Annotated in this window: 2 protein-coding genes; both read right to left on the bottom strand. The window is 50.2% G+C overall.

Annotated elements, in window-relative coordinates:
• Window positions 1-10 precede the first annotated feature (10 nt).
• Window positions 11-16,312: an amino acid adenylation domain-containing protein gene (locus NYE42_RS08730; protein ID WP_352426906.1), complete on the bottom strand. Its 16,302-nt coding sequence runs from the start codon at window positions 16,310-16,312 to the stop codon at window positions 11-13.
• Window positions 16,302-26,837 carry an SDR family NAD(P)-dependent oxidoreductase gene (locus NYE42_RS08725; RefSeq protein WP_352426905.1) on the bottom strand — a complete coding sequence of 3,512 codons (10,536 nt, stop codon included), beginning with the start codon at window positions 26,835-26,837 and terminating at the stop codon, window positions 16,302-16,304. Before NYE42_RS08725 ends, NYE42_RS08730 begins: the two co-directional genes overlap by 11 nt.
• Window positions 26,838-26,854: the final 17 nt, after the last annotated feature.

The following is a 26,854-nucleotide window of genomic DNA, read 5'->3' as shown; positions in this document are numbered from 1 at the left end:
CGTCCCCTCCTTAACTCAATTGTTGTACATGTCTTGTTACTTTAGGCTGATAGCTTCGCAGTTTTTGCATCGCCGAGCCGTGATGTTCAGGGTATACTTCTATCATTTCTTCCGGTTTTTCCTCCGGCTCTTCCGCCTGTTTCATCATGACGAACTGATTCAACGGGCCGCCGAGCAATCGTTCAAGCGCCGCCATTGCTTCCGGCGCTTCAATTGATCCGACTCCCGCCTGTTTCATCCGTTCTTGATAGTCGGCAGATGATACGATTCCGACACTGCCCCAGTAGCTCCAATTCATCACTGCCGCCGAATACGGCCGAACTTGAGCCAAATGAGCGGCAAAGGCATCTTTGAAACTGCATCCGGCAGCATAATTGCTTTGTCCGGCCGCTCGTGCAAATGATTGAACAGATGAGAAGAACAAAGCAAAGTCCAGCGGCTCATTTTGGAACACGCGGGCCATATTCACGCTGACATTGACTTTCGCAGCGAGCACGCTTTTCAAACGGCTTTCCGGCATATTTGCCAGGCTCTGATCCTCTAAAACAATTGCGGAATGGATGATTCCGTTAATTTGCGGGTGCGTGCGTTTGATCGTTTCATACGCCTGTGTGAGCTCATTCGGATTTGCCGCGTCAGCTTCAATATAAATCGGCGCCGGGCCGAATTGGCTGAGTCTGTCGATTTTTTCCTGAATGGCGCTGTTATGTTTTCGTCTGCCGATCCAAACGACTCGCGCCTGATATGTTTTCACGGCATATTCGCTCCATGCCTCGCCGATGCCCCCCGCGCCGCCGATGACGACATAAACGCCGCCTTTTTGGTAAGCGGGCCGGCTTGACACCGGCTGCTGTACAGGAATGAGGCGCTGTTTGTACCAGTGATTGTTCCGGTACGCCCAAGTATTGCCTTGCTCATCAAACGGCGCTGAGAACAGCTCCGCCTTTGAAACATCTTCCGGACAGCCGGCATCAATCAGCCTTGTTTGCCAGTTCGGATACTCTTTTGCGAGCGAGCCGACCAACCCGTGAATGCCTGCATGAGCCGGATCAATAATGTCCGCCGGCTGTACGGACTGTGTTTTTATTGTGACTGCAGTCAAGCTGATTCGCTTGCCTCCATATCCTAAAGCAAGCATGGCCTTAATCACTCTGTACATCTGGATGACGCCCGCATCCTGAGCTTTTACCATGTCATCAGCGCTGTGAAAAGGAGCGATCCATACGATATGCCCGAAAGACCCTGTTGCTTTCAGTTCAGCCGCAACAGCCTCTATTTTATCCTCCGGGTTGATATGAAGCCGTTTCGCAGAAGGATGATGCAATTGAAAAGCCGCGCTTTCCTCATCCCCCGCGATAAAGACAACCTCTTCCGTCTTATATGCCGGGCTTTGATCACGGAATTCCGCGAGATCCCACACCGGAGCCAGAAGGTTTGCTCCATTTAATGATGTTTCCGGCGCGGGGCCTTCCATCATTCTGGAAGAAATCCCTTTAATTCTGACACAGACCCGTCCTGTCTCATCGCATAAGTCAATGTCCATACGCTGTATTTTTTCATCCGTTCCCCGGGAGCTGACATACGCCCACATGCTTGTCGTGCACGGGCTGAAAATGTCCAGTTCTTCAAGGGCGAACGGCAGTGACAGCTGGTTATCATCTGCGTGCAGCTTCAGACCGATTGTCGCTTGCAAAGCTGAATCAAGCATACACGGGTGAAGAACGTATTGATCTGCCGTTTCTTCGAGGAAGGAAGGCAGCCGGAGCTCAGCCAATGCTTGATTGCTTCCGATATGAATCTGCTGAATTCCTTGTTGTCCGGGACCGTAGTCAATGCCGATTTTGCTGAATAAGCTGTAACACTGTTCAGAAGTCAGTATACTGAGGCCGCATTGAGCTTTCAGTGCGCCTATATCACGGTGCGGAGCCTCCCCGGCGCTGAGAATGCCGGCAGCCCCCTGACAGTGTATCTGCCTGCCTCTTGCTTCTGTTTGTGAATCCGTGTAAACGTCATACACGATTTCACCGTTTTCCCTCGGGTTCAGGCTGATTTGCGCTTCAATCGGGCGGTTTCCCGCTTCGATCGGCCGAACCCAAACGATGTTTTTCAGGCGGGTGACAGAAGGACGTTCCTTTTGCCCTTTGACTGCCTGAGCAACCGCCGCCCTAGCCATTTCCAAGTAGGCAACGCCCGGCATAACCGGCTTGCCTTTAATAAGATGATCGGTGAAAATCGTCTCTTGTCCCGTAAATTCGGATCGGTACCGCTGCTCTGTTAAATCTGATACATTTTCGTGAAGCAGCGGGTGCAGCACCCGCGACGTCGGCACAGCTTGCGGTTTCTCTGCTTTCGGCCGATTGTCCGTGATCCAGTACCGCTCTTTCGCAAACGGGTAAGCAGGAAGACTCATCCGTTGGGGCTTGATATCAGAATATAAGCCGTCCCATTTGATATCCGCGCCCTGCACCCATAATTCCGCAAGCTTGTCATTCTCTCGGCGGCTTATCAGCTCTTCGATATCCGCTTCCCCGTTTGCGCCTGCCAGAATGGATTTCAGGGAGGTTTTACCCGCTTTTCCTTTATAAATGCCCGCTATATCATAACGTCCTTTCGCACAGCTCTTTAGCTTGTCCCGCAGTTCTTCAGCCGAGGAAGCGATAATGGCCGCTCTTTCTTCCATGGCATCACGCCCCTGCTGAAGCGTGTAAGCAACATCGGCAAGATCCGCATCCGTAAAAGAAGCTTGCGCCAGCTGCTGCGCCTGTTCCTGCAGACGTTCTTCTTCTTTGGCCGACAGCACAAAGATTTGAGGGTGTGTGAAAACAGCTGTTTTTCTTTCTTCCTTCGGGATATATTCTTCAATGACGACATGGGCGTTTACGCCGCCGATGCCGAAAGAACTGATTCCTGCACGGCGCGGCAGATGATTGCCGTTTTCGTCTTTCAATGCCGTCCATTCTCTTTTTTCCTGTACGATGTAAAACGGACTGTCTTTCAGCTTGATATACGGGTTGATGACCTCGCTGTGGAGGCTTTTTGCAAGTGTTTTATGCTTCATCTGCATCAGCACTTTGATCACACCCGCGACACCGGCTGCCAGTGACAGGTGGCCGATATTGGTTTTAGCCGATCCCAGACCGCAGTGACTCGCGTAAACGGCGGGATCGCCTGTTTTTTCGTACAGCTTTTGAAAGGCGGATTTCAGGCCGTTGATTTCGACCGGATCGCCAAGCTCCGTTCCGGTTCCGTGCGCTTCAATATAAGTGACTGTTCTCGGATCAATGCCTGCTTTGTCATAAGCCGTTCTGACGACTTCCGCCTGGGCTTTCGGATTCGGCGTCGTCAAGGAGTTCGCACGTCCGCCGTGATTGACCGCGCTGCCTTTAATGACGCCGTAGATATGATCGCCCGCTTTTTCCGCTTCTGACAGCTTTTTCAAAAACAGAATTCCGGCACCTTCACTGACGGCAAATCCGTCCGCCCTGTCGGAGAATGTTTTACATTTCCCTTCTTTGCTCAGAGCGCCGGCTTTGTCATAAGCGATGTGGCCTTGCGGTGTGACGACGGTATTCACGCCGCCGGCGATCGCCATATCGCAGTTCCCGTTTTCAATGGCGCATACGGCGTGATGAATCGCGACCAGCGAGCTGGAACAAGCCGTGTCGATCGGTTCACTCGGCCCGTGCAGATTAAGCATATAGCTGACGCGGTTCGGCCCCGCTGACGGACTCATATTCGCGGCTGACGCACCGCCGATATCCAGGTCGGAAAACAGTGAGCCGTATCCGGTATTCCCCGTGCCGATATACAGGCCTGTTTTCGTGCCGGAAAGGCTTTTAGCGGAATATCCCGCATCTTCTATCGCCTTCCACGCATACATCATTAACAAGCGCTGCTGGGGATCCATCTGTTCGGCTTCCAGCGGTGAAATTCCGAAGAACAGCGGATCAAAATCCGCAACTCCGTCAATAAATCCGCCCCACTTTACATTTGTTTTGTTGGCTTCATTAAGCGGGTCACCGTAATACTCACGCCAGTCCCAGCGATCCGCCGGCACCTCTGTTATACAGTCTTTTCCTTCTTCTAAGTTGCGCCAATACTCATCAATATTTGCGGCCTTCGGAAACACTCCGCTCATGCCGACAATAGCGATCGGTTCAGGTTTATGTTCAGCCGCAGTCTGAACAGGCTGTACGGCAGTTTTTGCAAATCGTTTGTTCCCTGCCAGTCTGATACCGCCATCATCAGTTACGCTGCTTTGTTTTTCTTCTTTCGGCTGTGTGCTGCCGGCAAATTGTGTTTGATAGTCTTCTGCTAAATGATGCGCCAAGGCTTGAATCGTCGCATATTCAAAAAATACGGTCGGTGTCAGATCAAGCTGATAAGTGTCATTCAGCTTGTTGGCGAATTCCGTCAGCGTAATGGAATCAAATCCGTATTGATTGAACTCCAATTCGATATCGATTTCTTCAATGTTTATTTTCAGAAGCCCGGAAACCTCTTTTGCCAGCAATTCCTGAAGTTTTGCCGTCAGGTCTTTCGGCGCAGGCGTTTCATCCGTTTTCTTAACCGGTGCAAAAGCGGCTGCAGGAGTCTTTTGAAGCAGCTTTTCCCGCATTACGGCGCGGTTTCCTTCCATGACGAGCACGCTTGTTTTCCCCGTGCTCCATGCTTTGTAAAGAGCTTCTATTCCGGTCTCAGTGCCCATCGGCGTTACGCCGGTTCTTTTTTCGGTGAGCTTCGCCATTTCTTCATTGACTTGCATTCCGCCGTTTTTCCACAGCGGCCAATTGACCGACAATGTGTGACCGTGGCGGTACATTGCGGTAACCAGTGCGTTGCGGTATGCCGCATAGCTGTCCATAAATGCGTTTGCCGCCGCATAATCCGCCTGTCCCGCATTCCCGGTGACGCCGGAAATGGATGAGAAAACGATGAAAAAGTCCAGCGCTAAATGCTCGGTTGCTTCATCAAGGTTGACAAATCCGTCCGTTTTAGGAGCCAATACACTGTAAAACTCTTCGGTTGTTTTCTTTGCGATATATTGATCTTTCATCACACCCGCGCTATGAATGATACCGTGAAGGCCGCCATATTCCGTCTCAATTGTTTTGACCAGGTCTGCCGCAGTTTGAGCGTTTGTTACGTCAGCCTGCTTGTATTCCGCTTTTGCTCCGAGTGATTCAAGCGATTGCAGCTGCATCCGCTGATTCTCGCTTAATGCGGAACGGCCTGTCAAAACCAGTGTCGGCTCTTTGACTTTGCGGGCGATTTCTTTCGCGAAAATAAAGCCTAAGCCCCCGGCTCCTCCGGTAATGAGATAAATGCCTCCGTCGTTCCACGGAATGCGTATTTTGCCGCCGGACACGGCCGTTTCTTTGACATCTGCGCTGTATCGGATGCCGTTTTCATATTTGATATGGCTGTCATCAGCCCGTGTTTTATTTTCTCTGATGATGTCTGTGATTCTGCCGTTTTCCGCCGGTTCTATTTCAATCAGCTGGGTTTTCAGTTTTTTATGTTCCAGGCCGGCTGTTTTTAACAAAGCTGAAATGCCTGAGAGCAGCTGATGCTTATCTGTTTTAGAGAGAACCGTCTGGATGAGGACGTCTCCATCCGTCTCTTCCTTCAGCAGTTTTTGCAGCGTCTCCAATATCCGTCCTGTATAATCACGGAAGCGCGCCGCCGCTTTCCCGTGCCGGGAGGTCATTTCAATACATTCAGCTCCCGCGGCTTCAACGGCTTGTTTCAATCCGGCGTCTGTGTCACAAAGCAACACGATATGCCGGGCAAAAACCGGTTCCGTTTGAACGGCGGTTTCATCGCTTCGGGTCCATACCGGCTCAAGCATGAGCGTTTCCGGAGCTTTTTCTTTTTTCTCAGGTTCTTTTTCAGCCGTTCTGAATGACAAACCTTTCAGCCTTACGCAAACCTTGCCGTTTTCATCACAAATATCAAGATCGCGTTTTTCAATCTGGCCGGCTTTGTGGTCTTCAGAAAGTCTGGCGTAAACCCACATCTCGGCAGCGCATGCGCTGAATACTTCAAGCTCCTGAACCGCAAACGGAAGCATCAGTTTTTCATCATTTGTTCCGGTTAATATGCTTGATGCCTGCAATGCAGAGTCCATTAAGCCCGGATGCATGACATACTCCTGTACCGTGTCCGCACAAGCCGCATCAAGTGACAGTCTGCCCAATACGAAATCATCACCTGTATAAATCGCTTTGACACCCCGGAAAGCCGGGCCGTAATCAAAACCGATTTTGCGGTACATATCGTACACTTCATCTGCAGAAAACGGTGTCTCGGCGGATTGTGATCTCAGCTTTTGGAGATCAATGACCGGTGCCTCGGCGTCAGGGCGGACTGATACTGCCCCTTGGCTGTAAACGGCCGGCTGATCTGTTTCCCGGCCGCTGTAAATGTCGAATTGAACGTCATTTGCCGTTTCAGGAATGAGACGGATGTTGACATGAACCGGCTCGTCTTCAATGGTGATCGGCCGCACCCAAACCGTATTCTTAAGCTTGACGCTTCCTTGTCCGGCCGGAACTTCAGATGCCTGTTCCATTGCTGCGCGCGCCATTTCAAGATGTGCCACTCCCGGTAAAATCGGTACGCCTTTTACAACATGGTCCGCAAGGTAAAATTCTTTTCCTGTATAGATTGAACTGAACCGCTGTTCTGCAAGGTTTGAAGTATTTCTGTGCAGAAGCGGATGAAGCGCGTCTTGTTTTCCGGCAGATACAGTGCTTGTTTTTTCGTGTTTTCCGGTGCTTTTTGACGCCCAATAGCGGTCTTTTGCAAAAGGATACGATGGCAGGCTCATGCGTTTAGGCCGACGGTCTCCATACAGCTTCGCCCAATCGACGTTCAGCCCTTTGACCCATAATTCAAGCAGCTTCGCGTATTTGCCGCGTGCCATCCATTTTTCAACGGCTTCTTGAATTTCTTCATCTTCCGTCAGCATTTGCAGCGTGCCTTTGTCTATTCTTCCTCTGTACAAGTCCGCGTGCTTATCTCCAGTGATAAACTGTGACAGTTTTTCCTGCAGTTCTTCTGCAGATCCGGCAATAACCGCCAGACGTTCTTCCATGGCGTCCCTTCCGATTTGGAGGGTATATGCCATAGAAACGAGGGAGGATTGATCGTACCGTTTTTCAGTAAGCGCACGTTTCAGCTGTTTTGCCTGCTCTTTCAGGCGTTTTTCATTTTTGGCGGACAGAACGAAAAGACATGGGTCGATATGAAAATCATCTGCTTCCTCTCTGTCTTCTGGGATGTATTCTTCGATGACGACGTGGGCATTTACGCCTCCGATGCCGAATGAGCTGATGCCCGCGCGGCGAGGCTGTTCGTTTCCGCGTTCGTCCGTCTGCGTCTTCCATTCCATTGTCTCCCGCACCAGATAAAACGGGCTGTCTTCAAGCTGAATGTACGGATTTACCGTCTCACAGTGGAGACTTTTTACTAGTGTCCGATGCTTCATCTGCAGCAAAATTTTTATAATGCCCGCTGCTCCCGCGGCAAGGGATAAATGGCCGATATTCGTTTTGACCGACCCTAAGCCGCAATAGCCGGCCGCTTTCTCTTTTCCGTCTGCAAACGAGCTGAACGCTTGTTTCAGTCCGTTAACTTCAACGGGATCTCCCAGTTCTGTTCCGGTGCCGTGCGCTTCGATATAAGAGACTGTTTTCGGATCAATGCCCGCTTTTTTGTATGCGGCTTTAATGACTTCCGCCTGTTGTTTCGGGTTAGGCGTTGTTAAAGATGCCGCGCGGCCGCCGTGATTCACCGCGCTTCCTTTAATGACGCCGTAAATATGGTCCCCATCCGCCTCAGCGGCTTTCAGCTTTTTGAGGAAAAAGAGCCCTGCTCCTTCACCATGGGCAAAACCGTCAGCCTGATCAGAGAACGTTTTGCATCTTCCTTCTTTACTCAGCGCGCCCGCTTTATCAAAGCTGATATACACATCCGGAAGAACAATCGTATTGATTCCTCCCGCCAAAGCCATGTCGCACGTTCCTTCTTCAATTGAAGAAACGGCATGGTGTATGGCAACGAGTGAGCTTGAGCAGGCGGTATCAATCGGCTCGCTCGGCCCGTGCAGATTGAGCGTATAGCTGACACGGTTCGGTCCGACAGACGGACTTGTATTCGCCGCGGATGACCCTTCAATCTCCGCATCGGCATTGGCTAAAAGAGAACCGTAGCCGGTATTTCCGGTCCCGATAAACACACCTGTTTTTGTGCCTGAGAGACTCTTTGACGCATACCCGGCATCTTCGATCGCTTTCCACGCGTACGTCAGCAAGAGGCGCTGCTGAGGGTCCATTTGCTCCGCTTCCCGGGGTGAAATCCCGAAAAATAATGGATCAAATTCAGCAATTCCGTCAATAAACCCGCCTTGGTTGACGTTTGTTTTATTGGCTTCTTTTGCGGGATCCCCGTAATAGTCCCGCCAGTCCCAGCGGTCTTTCGGAATCTCGGTCATGCAGTCTTTGCCTTCTTTCAGGTTCTGCCAGAAAGCTTCAATGTCTTCTGCCATCGGGAAAATCCCGCTGATGCCTACGATTGCGATCGGTTCCGGCCCTTGGCCCCGCTGCACTGTCTGCGGAAGTGTCTCAGGCAGAGTGCGTCGTCGCTTAACGGCCGGGCGCGTGATTTGAGTCTCTTTTACCGGTCTTGCCGATTGAACCGTTTTTGTATTTACCGCAAACCGTCCGGCAAATTCCTCTTCGTATTCACTGATTAAATGAACGGCAAATTCATGGATTGTCGGATGATCAAAGAAAATCGTCGGCGTTAACGTAAGCCGGTACGTTTTGTTTAACTGGTTCGTAAACTCAGTCATCGAGATGGAATCTAGCCCGTATTTTGTCATTTCTTCATGAGGATCAATTTTGTCAATGTTTACTTTTAACAGTGAGGCCGTCTGCTGTTTTAACAGATGCTTCACTTTTTCAAGCAGGCTGTCAGCATCAATGTCATGACGTACGCCGGTCTCTGCTTCCGGATGACCATTCTCTTTGCGGAACAGTTTTGCTTTCATGTGTTTCACATCTCCTTCAACAACCGTCATCCGGGCTGTCCCGCTCATCAAGCCTTGATATAAAGCCTTGATGCCGGCATCTGTGCCGAGCGGTGCGATTCCCGCCTCCTGCATCAGCATATCTTCCGTCTGCTTTCCTGCCTGCATTCCGCCTTCTTTCCATAACGGCCAGCTGACAGAAAGCGTCTTTCCGTATCTTTGTCCTGCGGCTTGTAAAGAACGGCGGTACTCGGCATACATCTCCATAAAGACATTTGCAGACGCATAATCAGCCTGGCCGACGCTTCCAAGCACACCTGATAAGGATGAAAAGACAATAAAGACATCTAATTTCTCCTGTTGTGACGCTTCATCAAGATACACAAGGCCCTTCACTTTCGGAGCGAGAACGTGTTGGTATTCCTCTGCCGTCTTCTTCACCATGTAGTTGTCTTTTATAATGCCGGCACTGTGAACAATCCCGTCCAGCCTGCCATGCCGTTTGCGGATATTGCGGATCAATCGGTATACTTCTGCTTCGTCCGTGACATCGGTCTGCTCGTAGAAAACAGAAGCGCCGGCAGCACGTACTGTTTCCAGCATGTCTATCTGCTTTTCTCTGAGAGCGGACCGGCCGGTTAGTATGATGACGGCGTCTTTTGTACGGTTTGCGATCTCTTTTGCAAAGATCAGACCTAAACCTCCGGCACCTCCTGTAATGAGATAAACGCCTTCGTCTTTCCACGGAATGTCCGGCTCCGCTTGAGAAATATCCATCTCTTCCCAATCAGCGGCAAAGCGCTTGCCGTTTTCATATTTCACATGGACGCTTTCGGCATGCATACGGTTTTCGGACGCTTTTTCCGCTATGCCTTCAGCACTTTCTTTCTCTTCGGCTTCGATCATTTGACAGATCAGCTTGGAATGTTCAAGGCATGCGGTTTTGAAGAGGCCGGTAATGCCTGAGAACACCTGCTGTAAGCCTGCTGACCGCGTAACAGCCTGAAATAGAACGCGGCCCTTCGGCTTGCTTTTCATTATGGTTTTGATATGGTCAAACAGCTGGCCCGCATAAGAATGATACCGCTCTGCAATAGATGCGGGACGATCGTCCAAGATAATGACGCTTGCATGTTCAAGCTTTGCTTCGACAGCTTGTTTTACGGCTTCATCGTACTCACAAAGGAAAATGATATGCTCTTCATACGTTGGCTCGTGGTCCGCCGGTTCCGGCTGCTCTTTCCAGACCGGTTCAGCGAGCAATGTGTCCGTACGGCTGACGGAAACGCCGGCACCCGCGTTTTCTTCCATGATCCGCGTTGAGAAACCTCTCATCCGCACACAAAGCCCGCCGTTATTGTCATATAGATCAATATCGGCTTTTTGGATAGGATCGCCGGCTTTATTGTTCGCACTGAATGTGACGTGCACCCACATATCATCAGCGCACGGATTCAGAACGTCCAGCTCCTCTAAAGCAAACGGCAATGCGGCTTTGAACGGTTCCCCGCTGTCTGCAAGCAGCGCTCTCGTCACGTTTTGCAAATATTCTGCGGCCTGAAGCGCACCGTCCATCATACTCGGATGAAGGATATAATCAGCTTTTGTATGAGAGACGGATTCAGGAAGCTTCAATTTAGCAAGCAGCCGCTCTTCGCCTTTGTATACAAGCTGCACCCCTTTGTATCCGGGCCCGTAATCAGCACCGATCATTCCTTTGTAAAACGCTTGAGATTCGATTGTTCCCTGTGTGCATCGGCGCTTCAGCTGCTCAATATCCGCCGCTTCCTCCGGTTCCTTCCGGATGATTTCAGCGATGCCCTGATTATAAAGAGGAGCTTCTTCACCGATAGAATCGTTACCCCCGTACATTCTGTATTGAATCTGTCCGTCCTCTTCTTCATAAAGTCCGATATGGACACGGACAGCCTCCTGATCGGCTACCACCGGGCGGACCCATACAATATTCTTTAAGCGCAGGCCCAGAGAATCCTCTGTTGCCCCGCCGATGCTTTTCTCCGCCGCGGCCCGTGCCATCTCAAGGGTAACGGCAGCCGGCACGATCGCCATTCCTTTAATGATATGCTCGGCAATAAAATACTCTTTTCCCGTGAATTCCGAACTGAACCGCTGCTCCTGCAAGACGGATGTATTCTGATGTACCAGCGGATGCAAAAGTTTGGTATCCGTTTGCTTCACCGTTTCTTCCGGCCAGAAGCGCTCCTCTGCGAACGGGTAGGTCGGCGCACTGATTCTTTGCGGCGCAGAATCCGGATACAATAAGCCCCAATCGACACGCGCTCCTTCAAGCCAGAGCGCCGCGAGTGCTTTCAGCTTTTCATCCCGTGTCTGACATGCTGCAAGCTCTTCCATCTCCTGAGCTGACACTTCTCTGCTTCTCACTTTTTCGCCCCGTAAGATGTTTTGGTCATTGCCGTTGATGAAATTCTGCAGCTGACGCTTCAAATCGTGACGATCATGACTGATAAAAACGGCTCTCTCTTCCATCGCTTCACGTCCGGTCTGATACGTAAATGCCAGATCATGCAAGGAAACATCGTTTTCGGCTTCATCCAGAAAGCCGGATAAACAAGATGCATAGGCAGTAAGACGCTGCTTATTTCTCGCTGACAGCGGAACGATATAAGGCGGCTGTCCGTCATTTGATCCGCTGATCGTTTTGTTTTCATACTGTTCAAAAATGGCGTGTGCGTTTGTTCCTCCGAGTCCGAATGAGCTTAACGCTGCGCGGTGCGGCGTGTCTCTCTCCGGAAGCGGTTTTCTCTTATCCGCCACATAAAACGGCGAACCGCTGAATTTGATATTCGGATTCGGTGACGTGTAATTAATGGTAGGCGCCAGCTCCCGATGATATAAACTCATGGCGACTTTGATGCACCCGGCCAGACCTGCTGCTGTATCCAAATGTCCGATATTCGTTTTTACGGAGCCGATCCCGCAATACTGCTCCCGGTCCGTGTAACGTTTATACACTTGCTGCAGCGCGGACATTTCAATCGGATCACCCAATGTCGTTCCAGTGCCGTGCGCTTCGATATAGGAAATCGTCTCCGGGTGAATATTCGTGCTGTCTAAAACATGCTGGATGACGTCAGTCTGACCTTTTACACTCGGTGCGTAAAAACCGACTTTATCCGCTCCGTCATTGTTCAGACCGATGCCTCTGAGCATGGCGTATATGTGATCTCCGTCCTGAACGGCTTGTGACGCCTTTTTCAGCAGAATGACGGCCGCTCCTTCTCCGCCCGCCATACCGTCGGCTGAAGCGTCAAATGCTTTGACATGCCCGTCGCTTGAAAAATTCAATCCGTTTTGGTGCACATAGCCGATGCCGGTCGCTGCATGCAGAGTTGCTCCGCCGACGAGCGCGTATTCCGATTCTCCGCTCGTTATGCTTTTGTAGGCTGAATAAAGACCGACTAATGATGATGAGCAATTGGAATGAACGAAATAGCTTGGTCCTTTTAATCCGAGCTTATGGGAAACCATCGTCGGAATCGTGCCGCTCTGCGCTAACACCCATGACACATAGCCATCGGGAGATTCATGGCCTTCTGTCGTTTTTTTCGGCAAAAGCGACCGATACGAATTATTGCTTGCCGACATATAAACGCTTGTCTTCGGAATCTCTTTCGATACATATCCCGCGTCCTCGACGGCTTTCCAAGAATGAAGCAGCAGAAGCCGAAGCTGAGGATCCATAAATTCTGCGTCTTTCGGAGAAATGTGAAAGAACTCAGGGTCAAAGAGATCTTTTCCTTCTATCGTCGATAATGCCGGCACATAGTCGGGATTTTCGATCAAATCTTCAGGCACGCCGGCTTCCCGAAGTTCTTCTTCCGAGTAGAACCGGACGCTTTCCTTTCCTTCTCTTAACTGCTTCCAAAACTCATGATGGTTTTTCGCACCGGGGAACTGGCAGGAGATCCCCACTATCGCCACACTGTCATCAAAGTAAGACGGCACCCCGTTTTGCGGTGTTTGTTCTCTTTCTCTCTCATCTTGGCCGGGCGCCTCTGATTCAGCCGCCTGTTTTGTTTCAACAATAAATCGGCTGATCGCCTGAATGGTAGAGTGTTCGAATAAATTGGTGACGGTAAAATCGCATTCCAGCTCCTGTTTAATGCGTTCTGCTGCCGCAACAGCCAGAAGCGAGTCGCCTCCCACATCGAAAAAGCCGTCTTCGATTTTGATGCCCGCCGTATTCAGCAGGTCTTCCCATATTGCGGTCACTTTCGCTTCCGCTTCTGATAACGGCAGTCTGCCCGTCTTTTCAGACCGGTGAACGATTACCTTGCGCTGTTTTAGGTCTTTGCGGTTCACTTTTCCGCTCCGTGTTAACGGCAGTGCATCCAGGCGGATAAAATGGGCAGGCGCCATATAATCCGGCAGACTCGATAAAAGATGGTTGCGGAGCGCTTTTTCGTCTGCCGTATGACCGGAGCGGGCCGTATAATAAGCAATCAGCTTTTTATGTCCGTTCTTTTCCTGAACCACAACCGCCTGGTCAAGGATATCCGGATGTTCGCTCAATTTCGTTTCAATCGCTCCCAATTCGATGCGGAAGCCGCGGATTTTCACCTGACTGTCAATCCGGCCGGCATATTCTATATTTCCGTCAGGCAGCCATCTGGCCAAATCACCTGTCTTGTAAAGTTTTTCTCCTTCACTAAACGGATTATCAATAAATGATGCCGCCGTCAGCTCAGGCTGATTGTAATAGCCTCTGGCCAGACCGGCGCCGGCCACGCAAAGCTCCCCGGCCACACCGTCAGGGACGGGGCTGAGCTTTTCATCAACGATATAAAGCCGCGTATTGTGAATCGGTTTCCCGATCGGCGTATTCCTGCTTGTGATTTCCTTTTGGCCGCAGCTGTAGTAAGCGGCATAAATGGATGTTTCCGTCGGGCCGTATATGTTTTCAATTCTGGCATGTTTGAAGATGGAAACTGACTTTTTAACTAAATCTTTCGGAAACGCCTCTCCGGCCACCATCACATATTTCACAGGGCCGTCTTCTGTAAATGCCGTATGCCGCTTTACCGTTTCCAGAAATACATTAAACACGGCGGGCGCAAAATTCAGATGCGTGACCTGGTGGGTTTGGATATATTCCATGCAAAGCTGCGGATTTTTTTCTGCACCAGGCGGCAAAATGACAAGCCGTCCGTTTCCGATAAACCAGCCGAATAATTCAGAAATCGAAACGTCAAATACGTAATTCGTTTTTAACAGATAGGCATCCTCTTGTGCGACCGGATACTCAGCTTCCAAAAACTGCAGCGTATTCATGATGGCTCTGTGCTCAACCATGACGCCTTTCGGTTTTCCCGTGCTTCCGGACGTATATAGAATATAAGCGAGATGATGCGGTTTTGAACGCGGCGTCAGTTTAGCCCCGCTGACAGAACGTCCGCTGTTTTCAATTTCCACCGTGCTCACACCGCCGATGGCCAGCTGTTCAATCATGCCGCGCGTCTTTTCCTGCGTTAATACGATTGACACGCCGCTGTCAGTCAACACGTGGGCCATCCGTTCGTTTGGAAAAGCCGGGTCCAGCGGTACATACGCGCCTCCCGCTTTTAAAATGGCGAGGATGCCGATGACCATCTCAAAAGAACGCTCCGTACAAATGCCGACCGGGCATTCCGGTGTGACGCCCTTTTCTTGCAGGTACACAGCGAGCGCCGTGCTTCGTTCATCTAATTCGCGATATGTAAGACTGTTTTCACCGAATGTGACGGCTTCTCTGTCAGGGTGGCGTCCGGCTTTTTCCGCAAACACTTCATGAATGCAGCGCTCATTCGGCTGATGGGATGAACGGCTTTCATCCCGTTTTTGATTGAGCAGGCCGGAACAGGCTTCAAAAGCGATCTCCGGATCAGAAAGCACCTTTTCTGCCAGTTTCATATAATGCTCCGCCATTCGTTCGATGAAAGAAGGGCTGTAGACATCCGGGTTGTACAGAAATTGCAGGACGGTTCCCGTTTCTTTTTTATAGACTTCAAGTGCAAGCTCAAATTCGCCTTCCTGATGAATGTCTTCTATCATTTCAATGCCGAGTGATTGATATAGTTCCGCCAGCTTTTCCGCTCCTTCTGTCCGGAAGAAGTTTTGATAGAAAAACGCGGTTTGAAAAACAGGCGACACCGCGGGCGAGCGTTCCGTCTTCAATTCTTTGACAAGCGCGGGAAACGGATACGCGGCATGGTCCAGCCCTTCTGCCAGTGTCAGCTGCAGCTCCTTCAAAAACGACGTAAAAGATTTGACGCCCGTCTCCCTGCTTCTGACCGCGATCATATTAATAAAGTATCCGATGACAGACTCAAATTGAGCCTCAGAACGCCCCATCGTCGGCATGCCGACGATGACATCTTCCTGATTCGTATATTGATAGAGCAGTCCTTTGAAAATAGCGAGATACACAACGGATTCATTGACATTATTTTTTTGGGCGCAAACTTTAATCTGCCGGTTCAGTTCATCAGGAAGCAAGCGCTGATACGCCTGCCCTTTGCAAGTTTGAACCGATGATCTCGGATAATCCGACGGAAGCTCAAGCACCGGCAGCGGTCCTTCCAGCTGCTTTTTCCAATAAGAGAGATGCGTTTTTCCCGCTTCGCTTTCCAGCAGCTCTTTTTCCCATTTCACAAAGTCATGATAATCTGCGGCCTGCTGAAGCATGACAGGTTCTTTGCCTTCGCTTGCTTTTACATAAGCGTCCAGCAGCGCCGACATAAACGTCATAAGAGAGACGCCGTCAAAAATGATATGGTGAATGGTGATTAACACAATCGGCTCCCGCTTCGCCCGCCGGAATACTTGAACACGCAGGAGCGGCCCGGTTTCAAGCGAGAACGGTTCTTTTGCTTTTTCTTTAATAAACGTAAGCGCATCACGCCCGCTTAATTCAGAAAGATCCATTTCTTCAATCGGAAAATGCCGATCCGTATCTTCTATCTGATACGGAAGGCCGTTTTCCTCTTTTATCACACTGGTCAAAATAGGGTGCTGGCGCTGCACGGACAAAAGGGCGTTTTTGAATGTCTCGATATCCAGCTTTTGAAAACGAAAGCATAACGGAATGTTATATGCGCTCATCTCCGGAAACATTTTCTGAAGCATCCACAAACCTTTCTGGCCTTCAGAAAGCGGACGTTTTGCAGTTGTCCGCTTGAAAGCCTGAAGCTTTTGTTCTACTTCAGCGATGGTGAGCGTTCCTGATCTGTAGGCATCGAGAAGTTCTTTATGATTCATAGGTCTTACTCCCTTCTATGATGTCTTGCACTCTTTTAAAATCTAATGTCCCCTCAGAGACCTGTTTCATCATGGCGATGATCTCCTGATCCGTATACTCCTTGCTTTCCGGAGCGGCGGCTTCTGTTTCGGTTTCTTCCGTTCTGTAAAACGTTTCGATCGTTTCTTTGTGTTCTGTCAAGTAATAGCTGATGACGTCTCCGAGCGTGGCATAGCTGTAAAATAACGCCGGAGTGACTTCAATGCCGTAATGACTCGTCAAAAGAGCGGCAAATTTGGCTAAATAGATGGAATCAAATCCGAATTCCGCCCAGTTTTTATGCAGGACGAGTTTATCTTTGGATATTTTCAGCAGACTGTGTATCTGCTCTTTCAAATCCGCTTCGAGCCGTTTTTCCGTGCTTTCTTCCGGAATGCGGCGGCTCACGGTTTCCAAAAGCGCTTCCGGTTTTGATGAATCGTCCCGCCGTATGCCTAAAAATCGTTCGGCACGGCTTCTTTTACCGGCAATGATAAGGCACTGGGTGTTGTCTTGAGAAATAACGCGCTCAAACAGCTCAATGCCTTCATCTGTTTCTAACAGGCGCTGGCCGCTTGATTTCAGGTACATGCCCGTCGTCTCTTCACCGCCGACGGCCATTCCGCCGTTTTTCCAGACCGGCCAGTTGATGACAAAAGCGTTTCCGCTTTCTGATTGTTCGTTTTTATAGCGGGCATACGCCATTTGGAACCTGTTCGCGACCGCGTAATCACAGCAGCCGAAATCTCCTAAAACAGCCGATGTGGATGAAAAGTAGCAGATGAAATCAGGCGTTTCGTTTTTCAGCCACTCGTCAAGAAGCAGGCTTCCGTTTATTTTCGGTTCAAGCGTACTGCGGAAATTCCCGATTTCATTTTCAAAGACGGATGTTCTGCTTTCGATGCCCGCCGCATGAATGACGCCGTGAATGGCTCCGAATCGTTCTTTCGCGCGCTTGATGCAGTCGCCCATTCCGATCGGATCACAAACATCGGCTTCGGCGTAAAGAACACCCGCGCCGAGATTTTCCAGGTCTTTCATTTTTCCTTTCTTTTCTTCATTGATCGGCGACCGCCCCGTGAGAATGACATTTGCCTGGTAGTTCCGGGCGAGATGGCGGGCAAATAAGTAGCCGAGCCCTCCTAATCCGCCTGTAATGAGATATGTTCCGCCGGTTCTGATCCTGCTGTTTTCTTTCGTTAGTCCGGTTGGTTCGGTGTGATAGACATATCGTTTTCCCTCTTCCAAGAAAACGGTTTGGTCTGTTTCAGCTTTCAGCTCGTCCCAAATGGTCCTCATCCAGTCCGTTATGGCCGCACCGGCTTTTCTGAAGTGGCCGGTAACACTTGTTTTCGGGAGAACAATGCCGAGCGAACGCTCAAAGCCGATCCATGATTCCAAGTAGCACCTTTCCAGACCGGATGCATATTCCCCCGCCAATAACAGCCTTTCCGGCTGCAGACCGGTCTCAGCCATTGCTTTGAGAATATGGACGATACATGAATAATCTTCGATGCAGCTTTTATCTTCAAGCGCCCATAAATACAAAATGGCAGAAGCTTCACCGTACTCTTTTTGAATATCCGCAAAAGCGTTCACATATGATTGCGGATCTTCCCGCACCACTTGGCAGCGGCCGGCGGACAGAGCCTCATACCGGTCTCCCTGAGCGATAAAAATAACGTCAATGCCACTGTCATACGATTTGATCACAGAGACGGCTTCCTGCTGCTTCTTCTGATCAGATAAGAAAGAAATCACCGTTTTGACTTGCTTTTCTCCGGCAGCCGGCAGAGCCTGTTCTTTAAGAACTTCTCTAAAAGCCATCACTTCAAATTGTTCCGCCGGATCATTTTCATCAGCCGGCGCCTTAACGGGCGCGGTCTTGCTTTGTACAGGCTGCTGATGCCAGAAGCGTTCTTTCGCAAACGGATAAGCAGGCAGGCTGATGCGGGCCGGAGGACGGTCTCCGTATAATTTCGCCCAATCGATGTCCAATCCTTTTACCCAAAGCTCAAGCAGCTTAGAATATTTCCGTTTGCTGATCCAAGCGTCTATGATTGTTTCCATATCATCATCCGCCGAAAATACGGCAAGCATCCGTTTGTTTTCTTCCGTGCCGTCACGGTGCAGTCCGGCGCTGTTTTGTCCGGCGATAAATCCATTCAGTTTTTCCTCAAGTTCATGAAGTGAATGGACGATAAAACCGAGACGCTCTTCCATCGGCACCCGGCCCGTCTGAAGAGTAAAGGCTATGCTCATAAGGTCGCGGCCGCTGTATCTTTTTTCACGGATGGCGTCTCTGAGCTGTTTTGCTTTTTCAGTGAGCCGTTCGCTGTTTTTCGCGGACAGGACGATGATGGCGGGCTGATCTGCCGGCGTCTCATCAGGTTCTTTGTCTGCCGTATATTCTTCTATGACGAGGTGGGCGTTTGCTCCTCCCGCGCCAAAACTGCTTAACCCCGCCCTTCTCGGTAGCTCTTTGCCGCCGATGACGGGACGTTTCCACTCACCGAGCTCCTGCTGAACGGCAAACGGCGTATACGCGAAATCAATATTCGGATTCAGCTGATCCGCGTGCAGGGACGGCGCAATTTGTCGGTCTTTGAGCTGGAATAATATTTTTGTCAGACCCGCAATGCCCGCGGCGCTTTCACAATGGCCGATATTTGATTTTGCGGAGCCGATGGCGCAAAACTGTTTGTCTGTTGTATCCTCTTCAAATGCTTTCGTTAATCCGGCGATTTCAATCGGATCTCCTAATGCGGTCCCCGTACCGTGGGCTTCAATATAACTGACGGTGCGCGCCGGGACGTTTGCCCTTTCGAAAGCTTCTTTTATTAAGGCGGCCTGCGCATTCGGATTCGGAACGGTGTATCCGTTCGTTTTGCCTCCGCTGTTAATGGTGCTTCCTTTAATCACACCGTAAATGTGATCGTTGTCGGCAATCGCTCGGTCCAACGGCTTTAATACGACCGCTCCTACCCCTTCTCCGTCGACAAAACCATCCGCGCGGTCTCCGAACGATTTGCACGTGTCGCCTGCGGAAAGCATGTTCATGACTGACAGATTCATATAATGGATCGGGTCGGTCACTATGTTTACGCCCCCGGCAATCGCACATTCGCTTGAACCGCTGTATATGCTCTCAAGCGCCAGATGAATGGCCGTCAAAGAAGAGGAGCAGGCTGTATCAACGGCAATGCTCGGCCCTTGGAAATCAAAAAGGTAAGATACCCTGTTGGCAATGGACCAATAGCCGTAGCCTGTCGGGTAGTTTTTGTTCATCGCGCCGGCAAAAACACCGATTTTTCTGCTCTGGCACAGGTTGTCAGGCGTATAGCCGGCATCCTCGATACTCGCATACGCCGTTTCTAAAAATAATCGCTCCTGCGGGTCCATTCGCTCCGCTTCCAAAGGAGAAATCTGAAAGAACAGCGGATCAAACTTGTCCATATCCTCAATGAAGCCGCCCCATTTCGTATAAATAGAGCCTTCTTTACCTTTCTCTTCATCGTAGTAATCCTGCCAGTTCCAGCGTTCCCGCGGGATTTCTTCTATGCAGTTTTTTCCTTTTTTAATATTAGCCCAAAGCTCAGCCGCTGTTTTTGCCTGCGGGTAGCGTCCTGAAACACCGATGATGGCCACGTCGCGAACCGAACTTTGCCGGACGGTCTCTTTGGCTGCCCGTTTTTCCCTCCGCCGCCAGCCAGTGTGAAGCGGCTTAGCAGGCTGTACAGCCTGAGGTTTTGGTGATGCCTTCCGTTCTTCCTGAACAGGCGTTTGTCCCGTCAGTTTGATCATCGCGTCTTTTTTCGTTTTGATTAAGTGAGCGACGAGCGCCTCAATCGTCTGATATTCAAAAAATAAAGTGCTGCTGACTTGGTCCAATACATTTCGTAACGCGTTTGTCAGCTGTACGACGACGATAGAATCAATTCCGTATTTTTCAAGCGGCGCTTTCGGATCAATTTGAGCCGGCGGAATTTTTAATGTTTCTCCGATTAACGTTTTCAAGTACTCGGTGCTTTTTTCTGTTAAAGACGTGTCGCCTTTTTGCACCGTTGTTTGCGCCTGAAGTTCCGGCGCATGTGCTGCTTTTGGCGGAGAGGTCCGTTTTCCAGCCCCTGCTTTAAGCGTTTTTTGGCGAACAATGCCGTTGCTTTTTGCCGCTATAATCTGATGGCTTAATTCATGTGCCGCTTCTGCCGGGAAGAAGACAGAATGCCAGCCTTCACTTTCTAACACGCGCTTCCAGCTTTCCGGATACAAGCCCGGGCACCCCGGAATACGAAGGGCAGAATCTTCATGCAGCCACCAGCCTTCAAGCAGTCCGAAAGTAATATGCGGGAACAGGCTGTTTCCCGCCATTTCATTTAAGAGCAGCAAACCGTTGTCTTTTAAAACGGCTTTGGCGTTTCTCAGCGTCTGTCGGATGTCTTTCGTCGCGTGGAGCACATTGGCCGCAACGACGATGTCGTATGCGCCCGGCTCTATGTCCTGGCCGGCAAGCGGCGCTTCTGCGTTAAAAAGCTTATACGTCAGATAAGGATTCCGTTTGCCGTATTCCGTCTCCGCATGCACGAGAAAAGCTTTCGATACATCGGTGTAACAGTATTCTTTTATATGGTTTTGATACGGCCTAAGCTTTTCAAATATGCCTGCGCTTGTGCCGCCTGTGCCCGCTCCGATTTCCAGTATGCGGATCTCGGCTTTTGAATGTTTGCTGATGTTTTCTTTCACATAAGCCGTTAATGTATCTGACAGGGCGCTGTTAAAGTAATCCGCGACTTGATTGTGCTTATAAATTCCTTCAACAAGTTCCATTGAAGAGTGCGGGAACATGATGTCTGTCGCCGGCACGTCTTCACGCAGAATGTCCGGCAGTGCTTTAAGCATCGTCTCGGCTAAAACAGTCATCGCTTTTGTATCGGCGTTATTGAGCCATTCCTCTTTTTCCCGCTCCCATTTTTGCCATAGCGCGGCGGTTGTGTTTTCGGCTCGCGCCGACAGTTTATATGAATCCGCATTCCCTTCCAGATAGCCATGTTCCAGAAGGAAAGCGATCGTTTGATTGAGCCATTTTTTAAAGTATTCATGTTCGGGCTCATACGCTTTAAGGCTTTGCGGCGTCAGCAAGTCTGCTTCTTTAAGCTGGGCGATCAACAGCTGATACAGATAATCATCGAGCTCCTGATGTTCAGCCTCTCTAACAAGACGTGCGCCGGGCGGAGCGACCTTCGGCTGTTGTGAAAAGACAAGCGGCTGAGGCGGATAAACGGAAATCTTTTCTCTTTCACTCATCCCTTCGACTGCGACCGGTTTTGTCGTATGAATGAAAGCCGCCTGATCAACCGGCAGCGTCATAAGGGTTTCAAGCGCCTCCATTGCAGCGTCCGGTTCGATCAATCCCAATCCGATCTGATCCATCAGCTGAATAAAATCACCGTCTTCAGCCGCTTCGCTGTTGCCCCAATAGCCCCAATTCATCACTTTGACCGGACAATTCCATGTCTGATCAAGTTCTTTCGCAAATGCGTCACTGAAAGCGCATCCCGCGGCATAATGGCTTTGTTTCACGTTATGGATAAATGCCACAAGCGAGGAGAAGAAGAGCGCAAAGTCAAGCGGCTCCCGTCCAAATACCTCCGCCATGGACACACTTACATCGGCTTTTGCCCGCAGCACCGATTTGAACTCTTCTGTCTTCATATTATTTAAGCTTTGCTCAGACAGATCCATTGCCGAGTGGATGATTCCGTTCATTTTTGTGTGGCGCTCTTTTATGAACTGATAAGCCCGCTCTAAGGAAGCACTGTCGGCGGCATCGGCGGAAACATATTCAGGCGCCGGGCCGAATGCGCTGAGCCGGTCGAGTTTCGCCTGTATGGAATCATTCAGTGTGCTTCTTCCGATCCAAATGATGCGTGCTTTGTAGCGGCGGATCATGTATTCACTCCATGCCTCGCCAAGATACCCCGCGCCTCCGATCACGGCATAAACCCCGCCTGTTTGGTACAGCGTGCCGTTTTTCGGCATATTGTCAAGCGGTATCAGCTGCCGCTCAAACAGCTGCTGATTGCGGTACGCCCAAATTTGACCGTTTTTCCCGGCAGAAAGACTGAGCGCCTCTTCGATCGGCCAGCTGCCGTCCGTTTCTGTGTCAATCATGCGGATATGCCAATGCGGATATTCTTTCGCCATTGTTCCGGCAAGTCCGCTGACTGCGGCTTGTGACGGGTCGGCGCTGTCTTGATCCGAAAACGGCTGGGCATTTGCTGTGACGATGCACCAGTCCAAACGTTTTTCTCCGTACCCTAAGGCAAGTAATGCTTTCATCAGCTTGAACACATGAAGAACGTTTCTTTCCTGTTCTTTGAGGCTGTCCGCACTCTCAGCCTGCGGAGCAAGCCAAATGATTTGCTCCAGTTCTTTTTGTCCTTCAAGCATGTGCGTAAGAGATGTGATATCATCCGTACCTCTGATCGGATAATAGGAAGCGTTCGGCAGGTGTTCTTTTATGCGCGTATGTCTCGAATCCGTTCCTCCGAATACTGCCGTCTGCTTATCCGCCGCTGCTTCCCCGGCTTTTTCAAGCGCAACAGGCTCCCAAGCCGGAATCAGCATCGTATGGCCGACAGGCGCCTCCGAGGTTTCTCCGCCCGCTGTTTGGCTTGTGTCAAGCGCCCGGACAGACGCGCCTTTCATCCGGACATAAACTGTACCGGCATCATCGCACATATCAATGTCAAATTTTCTTACGTTGTCATCTGCTTTGCTGCCTTCTGTGTACCGGATATATGACCAGATATGTTCAGGACACGGTCCGAACACTTCCACTTCCTGCATCGCAAACGGCAAAGAAAGCTCGTGGCTGTCTGCATCATCATGTATCGATCGGACAAGCAGACCGACGGAAGCGTGAAAAGCGGCGTCCATCATACTCGGGTGAAGCGTATACTGTTCTTTTTTGTCATGTACGGCTGCTGGGAGTGAAATACGGGCCAATAATCGGTCTTCTCCGATCAGCAATTGCTGTACGCCCCTGTATGCCTCTCCGTAATCCAGACCGATCTTCTCAAAAGCACCGTAACATTCTTCCGCAGTCACGATTCCTAAATTGCAGGAAGTTTTGACAGACTCGATATCAATCTGGGCGCTTCCCGGTTCGGTAATGACCGCTTCACCCTGGCTGTGAATAACCGGATCTTCGCCGTTTTCTGCCTCACTGTATATTTCATAGGTAATCTCACCATTATCTTCTGGGTAAAGGGCAATATGTATTTCCTTCGGTTTGTCTTCAATCATGACCGGCCGGACCCAAACAACCTGTCTGAGTGTGACGCTATGGTCTTTTTCCGTCACGGCAGCAGCCTTTTTGACCGCCTCTGCGGCCATTTCCAAATAGGCGACGCCCGGCAGTATTTTTTGTCCGTTGACGACATGGTCAGATAGGAAAAATTCATCTCCCGTAAAAAGAGACGTGAAGCGCTGCTGCGAAAAATCTGACGTATTTTCTTGTAAAAGCGGATGCAGCACTGTGCCTGACGGGCTTTTCTCCTGTTTTTTCTGCTTCGGAATCCAATAGCGTTCTTTTGCAAACGGATAAGTCGGAACGCTTGTTTTACGCGGTTTATCCGAACCGTACAGCTTATTCCAATCTACTGTTTTCCCTTCTGCCCATACCTCGGCAAGCCGTTTCGGATCGTCCGTCTCGGGAGCGGCTTCGCTCAGTTCCGGCAGCTCGGCTTGTCCGCGCCAAAGACCGGGGATGTTTTCGTTTCCTTTTACGAAATCATTCAGCTTTTCTTTCAAGTCGCGGGTGTCATTTACAAGGAAGACAGCTCTTTCCTCCATTGCTTCACGTCCTGTCTGAAGAGTATAAGCCAGTTCAGACAGCACCGTCTTTTCTGAAAGCGATCGGGCTAGTTTTTCCGCATAGGCCAGAAGCCTGTCTTTATTTCTTGCTGACAGCGGGATGAGTTTTGCTGCATCGTTCTCAGGTGCAGGCGCTTTTTGTTCAGGCTGAATGTATTCTTCTAAAATGATATGGGCATTCGAACCTGATGCACCGAAGGAACTGAGCCCGGCCCTGCGCGGATAATGTGTGACTTTACCGTTTTCTTCGGCTGCCGGCTGCTTCCACGGAGCAGTCTGCTGCTGTACGTAAAAAGGAGATTCCTCAAATTTCAGGTAAGGATTTAATTCCGCAGAATGCAGTGATTTGACAAGCGTTTTGTGATGAAGCTGCAGCGCCGCTTTTGTTAACCCGCTGATCCCCGCCGCTGATTCTGCGTGGCCGATATTTGATTTGACCGAACCGATGGAACAAAATTGCTGATCCTGCGTCCCTTGACTGAACGCTTTTGACAGACCTTCAATTTCAATCGGGTCTCCTAACGAAGTACCCGTGCCATGGGCTTCCACATAACTGACGGTCCGCGGGCTGATACCTGCTTTTTTCAGACAGGCCTTAATGACTTCTGCCTGTGCAGCAGGACTCGGGACGGTAATTCCGCTTACTTTTCCGACGTGGTTAACGGCGCTTCCTTTAATGACCGCGTAAATGCGGTCGCCGTCTTGTTCGGCTTTTTCCAGCGGCTTGAGCAAGACCGCACCGACTCCTTCTCCGGAAACGTAGCCGTCCCCGCCCTCGCCGAATGTACGGCAGCGGCCGTCACTTGAGTGCATGCCCACGCTTCCGTAGCTGAGATATTTCGCCGGGTGCAGCGACAAGTTCACCCCTCCCGCAAGCGCGGCTTCACATTCGCCGCGGCGGATGCTTTCAATGGCCAGATGGACGGCGGTCAATGATGAGGAACAAACGGTATCCACCGCGATGCTCGGCCCGTGGAAGTCACAATAATAGGACACTCTGTTGGCGATCTGCGCATAATTCAGTGAAACCGGAAAAGGATCAGTTTCAGATAATTGTTCTGCGCCGATTAAGGAATAATCTTTATGCATCACCCCTGCAAATACGCCGATCGGATGCTGTTTTTCCCCTTTATTTCCCAGCGTTTCAGGCGTATACCCCGCATCTTCAATCGTTTCCCAGCATGTTTCTAAAAACAGGCGCTCCTGCGGGTCCATCGTTTCCGCCTCACGCGGTGAGATTCTGAAAAACTGCGGATCGAAGCAGGCGGCATCGTCAATGAAACCGCCCCATTTTGATACTGTTTTTCCTGAAGGGGACGTTACGTTTTGATATGTTTTCCAATCCCAGCGGGACTTCGGAACTTCAGTGATGCAATCCGTGCCTGCCTTCAGGTTTTCCCAAAACTCCGCCACACTTTTCGCTTTCGGATAGCGGCCGGCCATTCCGACAATCGCGATGTCTCCGGTGTTTTTATGATGTTCTGGCGCGTCCGGTGCTTCAGCTTCAGACCGTGATGGTTCGGCTGCACGTTCCGCACATTCAAATGAAACGGTCTTTTTCAAAAAGGCTGCGAGTTCTTTTATATTTGTATATTCAAAGAGAAGAGTGGGCGCGAGGTCCGCACCCGTCTTTTTACTGATATCCTGTACAATCTCAAGCAAAGAAGATGAATCCAGCCCAAGCTCGTAGTATCCTGCAAGAACGTCCAGCGTCTCCCAAGGCTGCCCAAGCTTATCAGCCAAAAGCTTCTTTAAAAACAGAATGATGTCTTTTTCATCTGCGCTTTCCGGCTCAGTTGCAGCCTGTTGATTCTGTTCGGCTGTATTCGCGTCTTCTTCGAGCCGAACCGCTTTTCCCGTAATGTTTTTCAGCTCCGCCACCTTTTGTCCGGATCGGCTGAAGTACTCGATCGTCATCGTTGTGAGTTCTTTTTCCTGACGGACGCCGGAAGCGGCGATACGCGCCGTGCACTCTGATTGGAGCCTGTCGGCGGCCGTGAACGATTCATAATATAAAGGCAGATGAAGCCGGTTTGTTTCAGAAAGCAAACCGCTCGCCCCGATTCCGCTCGCATCCAAAAGGGCCGGATGGAATAAAAAGAAATCTTTTCCTTCTTCGCAAGAAAGCTCAGCCAGCATGCCGCCTTCTGTTTCGTACAATCGTCCGTTCGATTTCATCATGCCGGAATGAACCAAGTCATGATCCAGACAGCGGTTATACATGTCATCAAGATTCAGAGATCTGCCTGACTGCTTCACATCGCCGAAATCAATGGTTTCGTCAAATGTCACAGCGTCTCTTTTCACCATTTCAGCCGTCGCATATTGTATATTGTCTGACAGCTCGTCACCTTGCTGTTTCTGCCCTGAAAGGGAGATGAGCCACTTTCCATCTCCGCTATCAGAACATTGAATGGTCAGAATGATTGCAGCCGTTTCACTGACGGTTAAAGGCTGATAAATCGTAACGTGCTTCAATTCGAGCTCATTGTATACATAACCGTGTTCCTGAAAAACCTGATAAATCAAATCGATATAAGCAAGACCGGGCAATACCGCTTCACCAAAGACCATATGGCCCTTCATGATGGGATGATCCAGTGAGATATTGATTTTTTCCGATATCATTCCTTCCCACTCCTCTC

It is taken from the genome of Bacillus sp. FSL K6-2865 (assembly GCF_040311405.1).
GTDB classification, from domain to species: domain Bacteria; phylum Bacillota; class Bacilli; order Bacillales; family Bacillaceae; genus Bacillus; species Bacillus velezensis.
The sequence above is the reverse complement of the archived record's forward strand: the minus strand, read 5'-3'. Positions and strand labels throughout refer to the sequence as shown.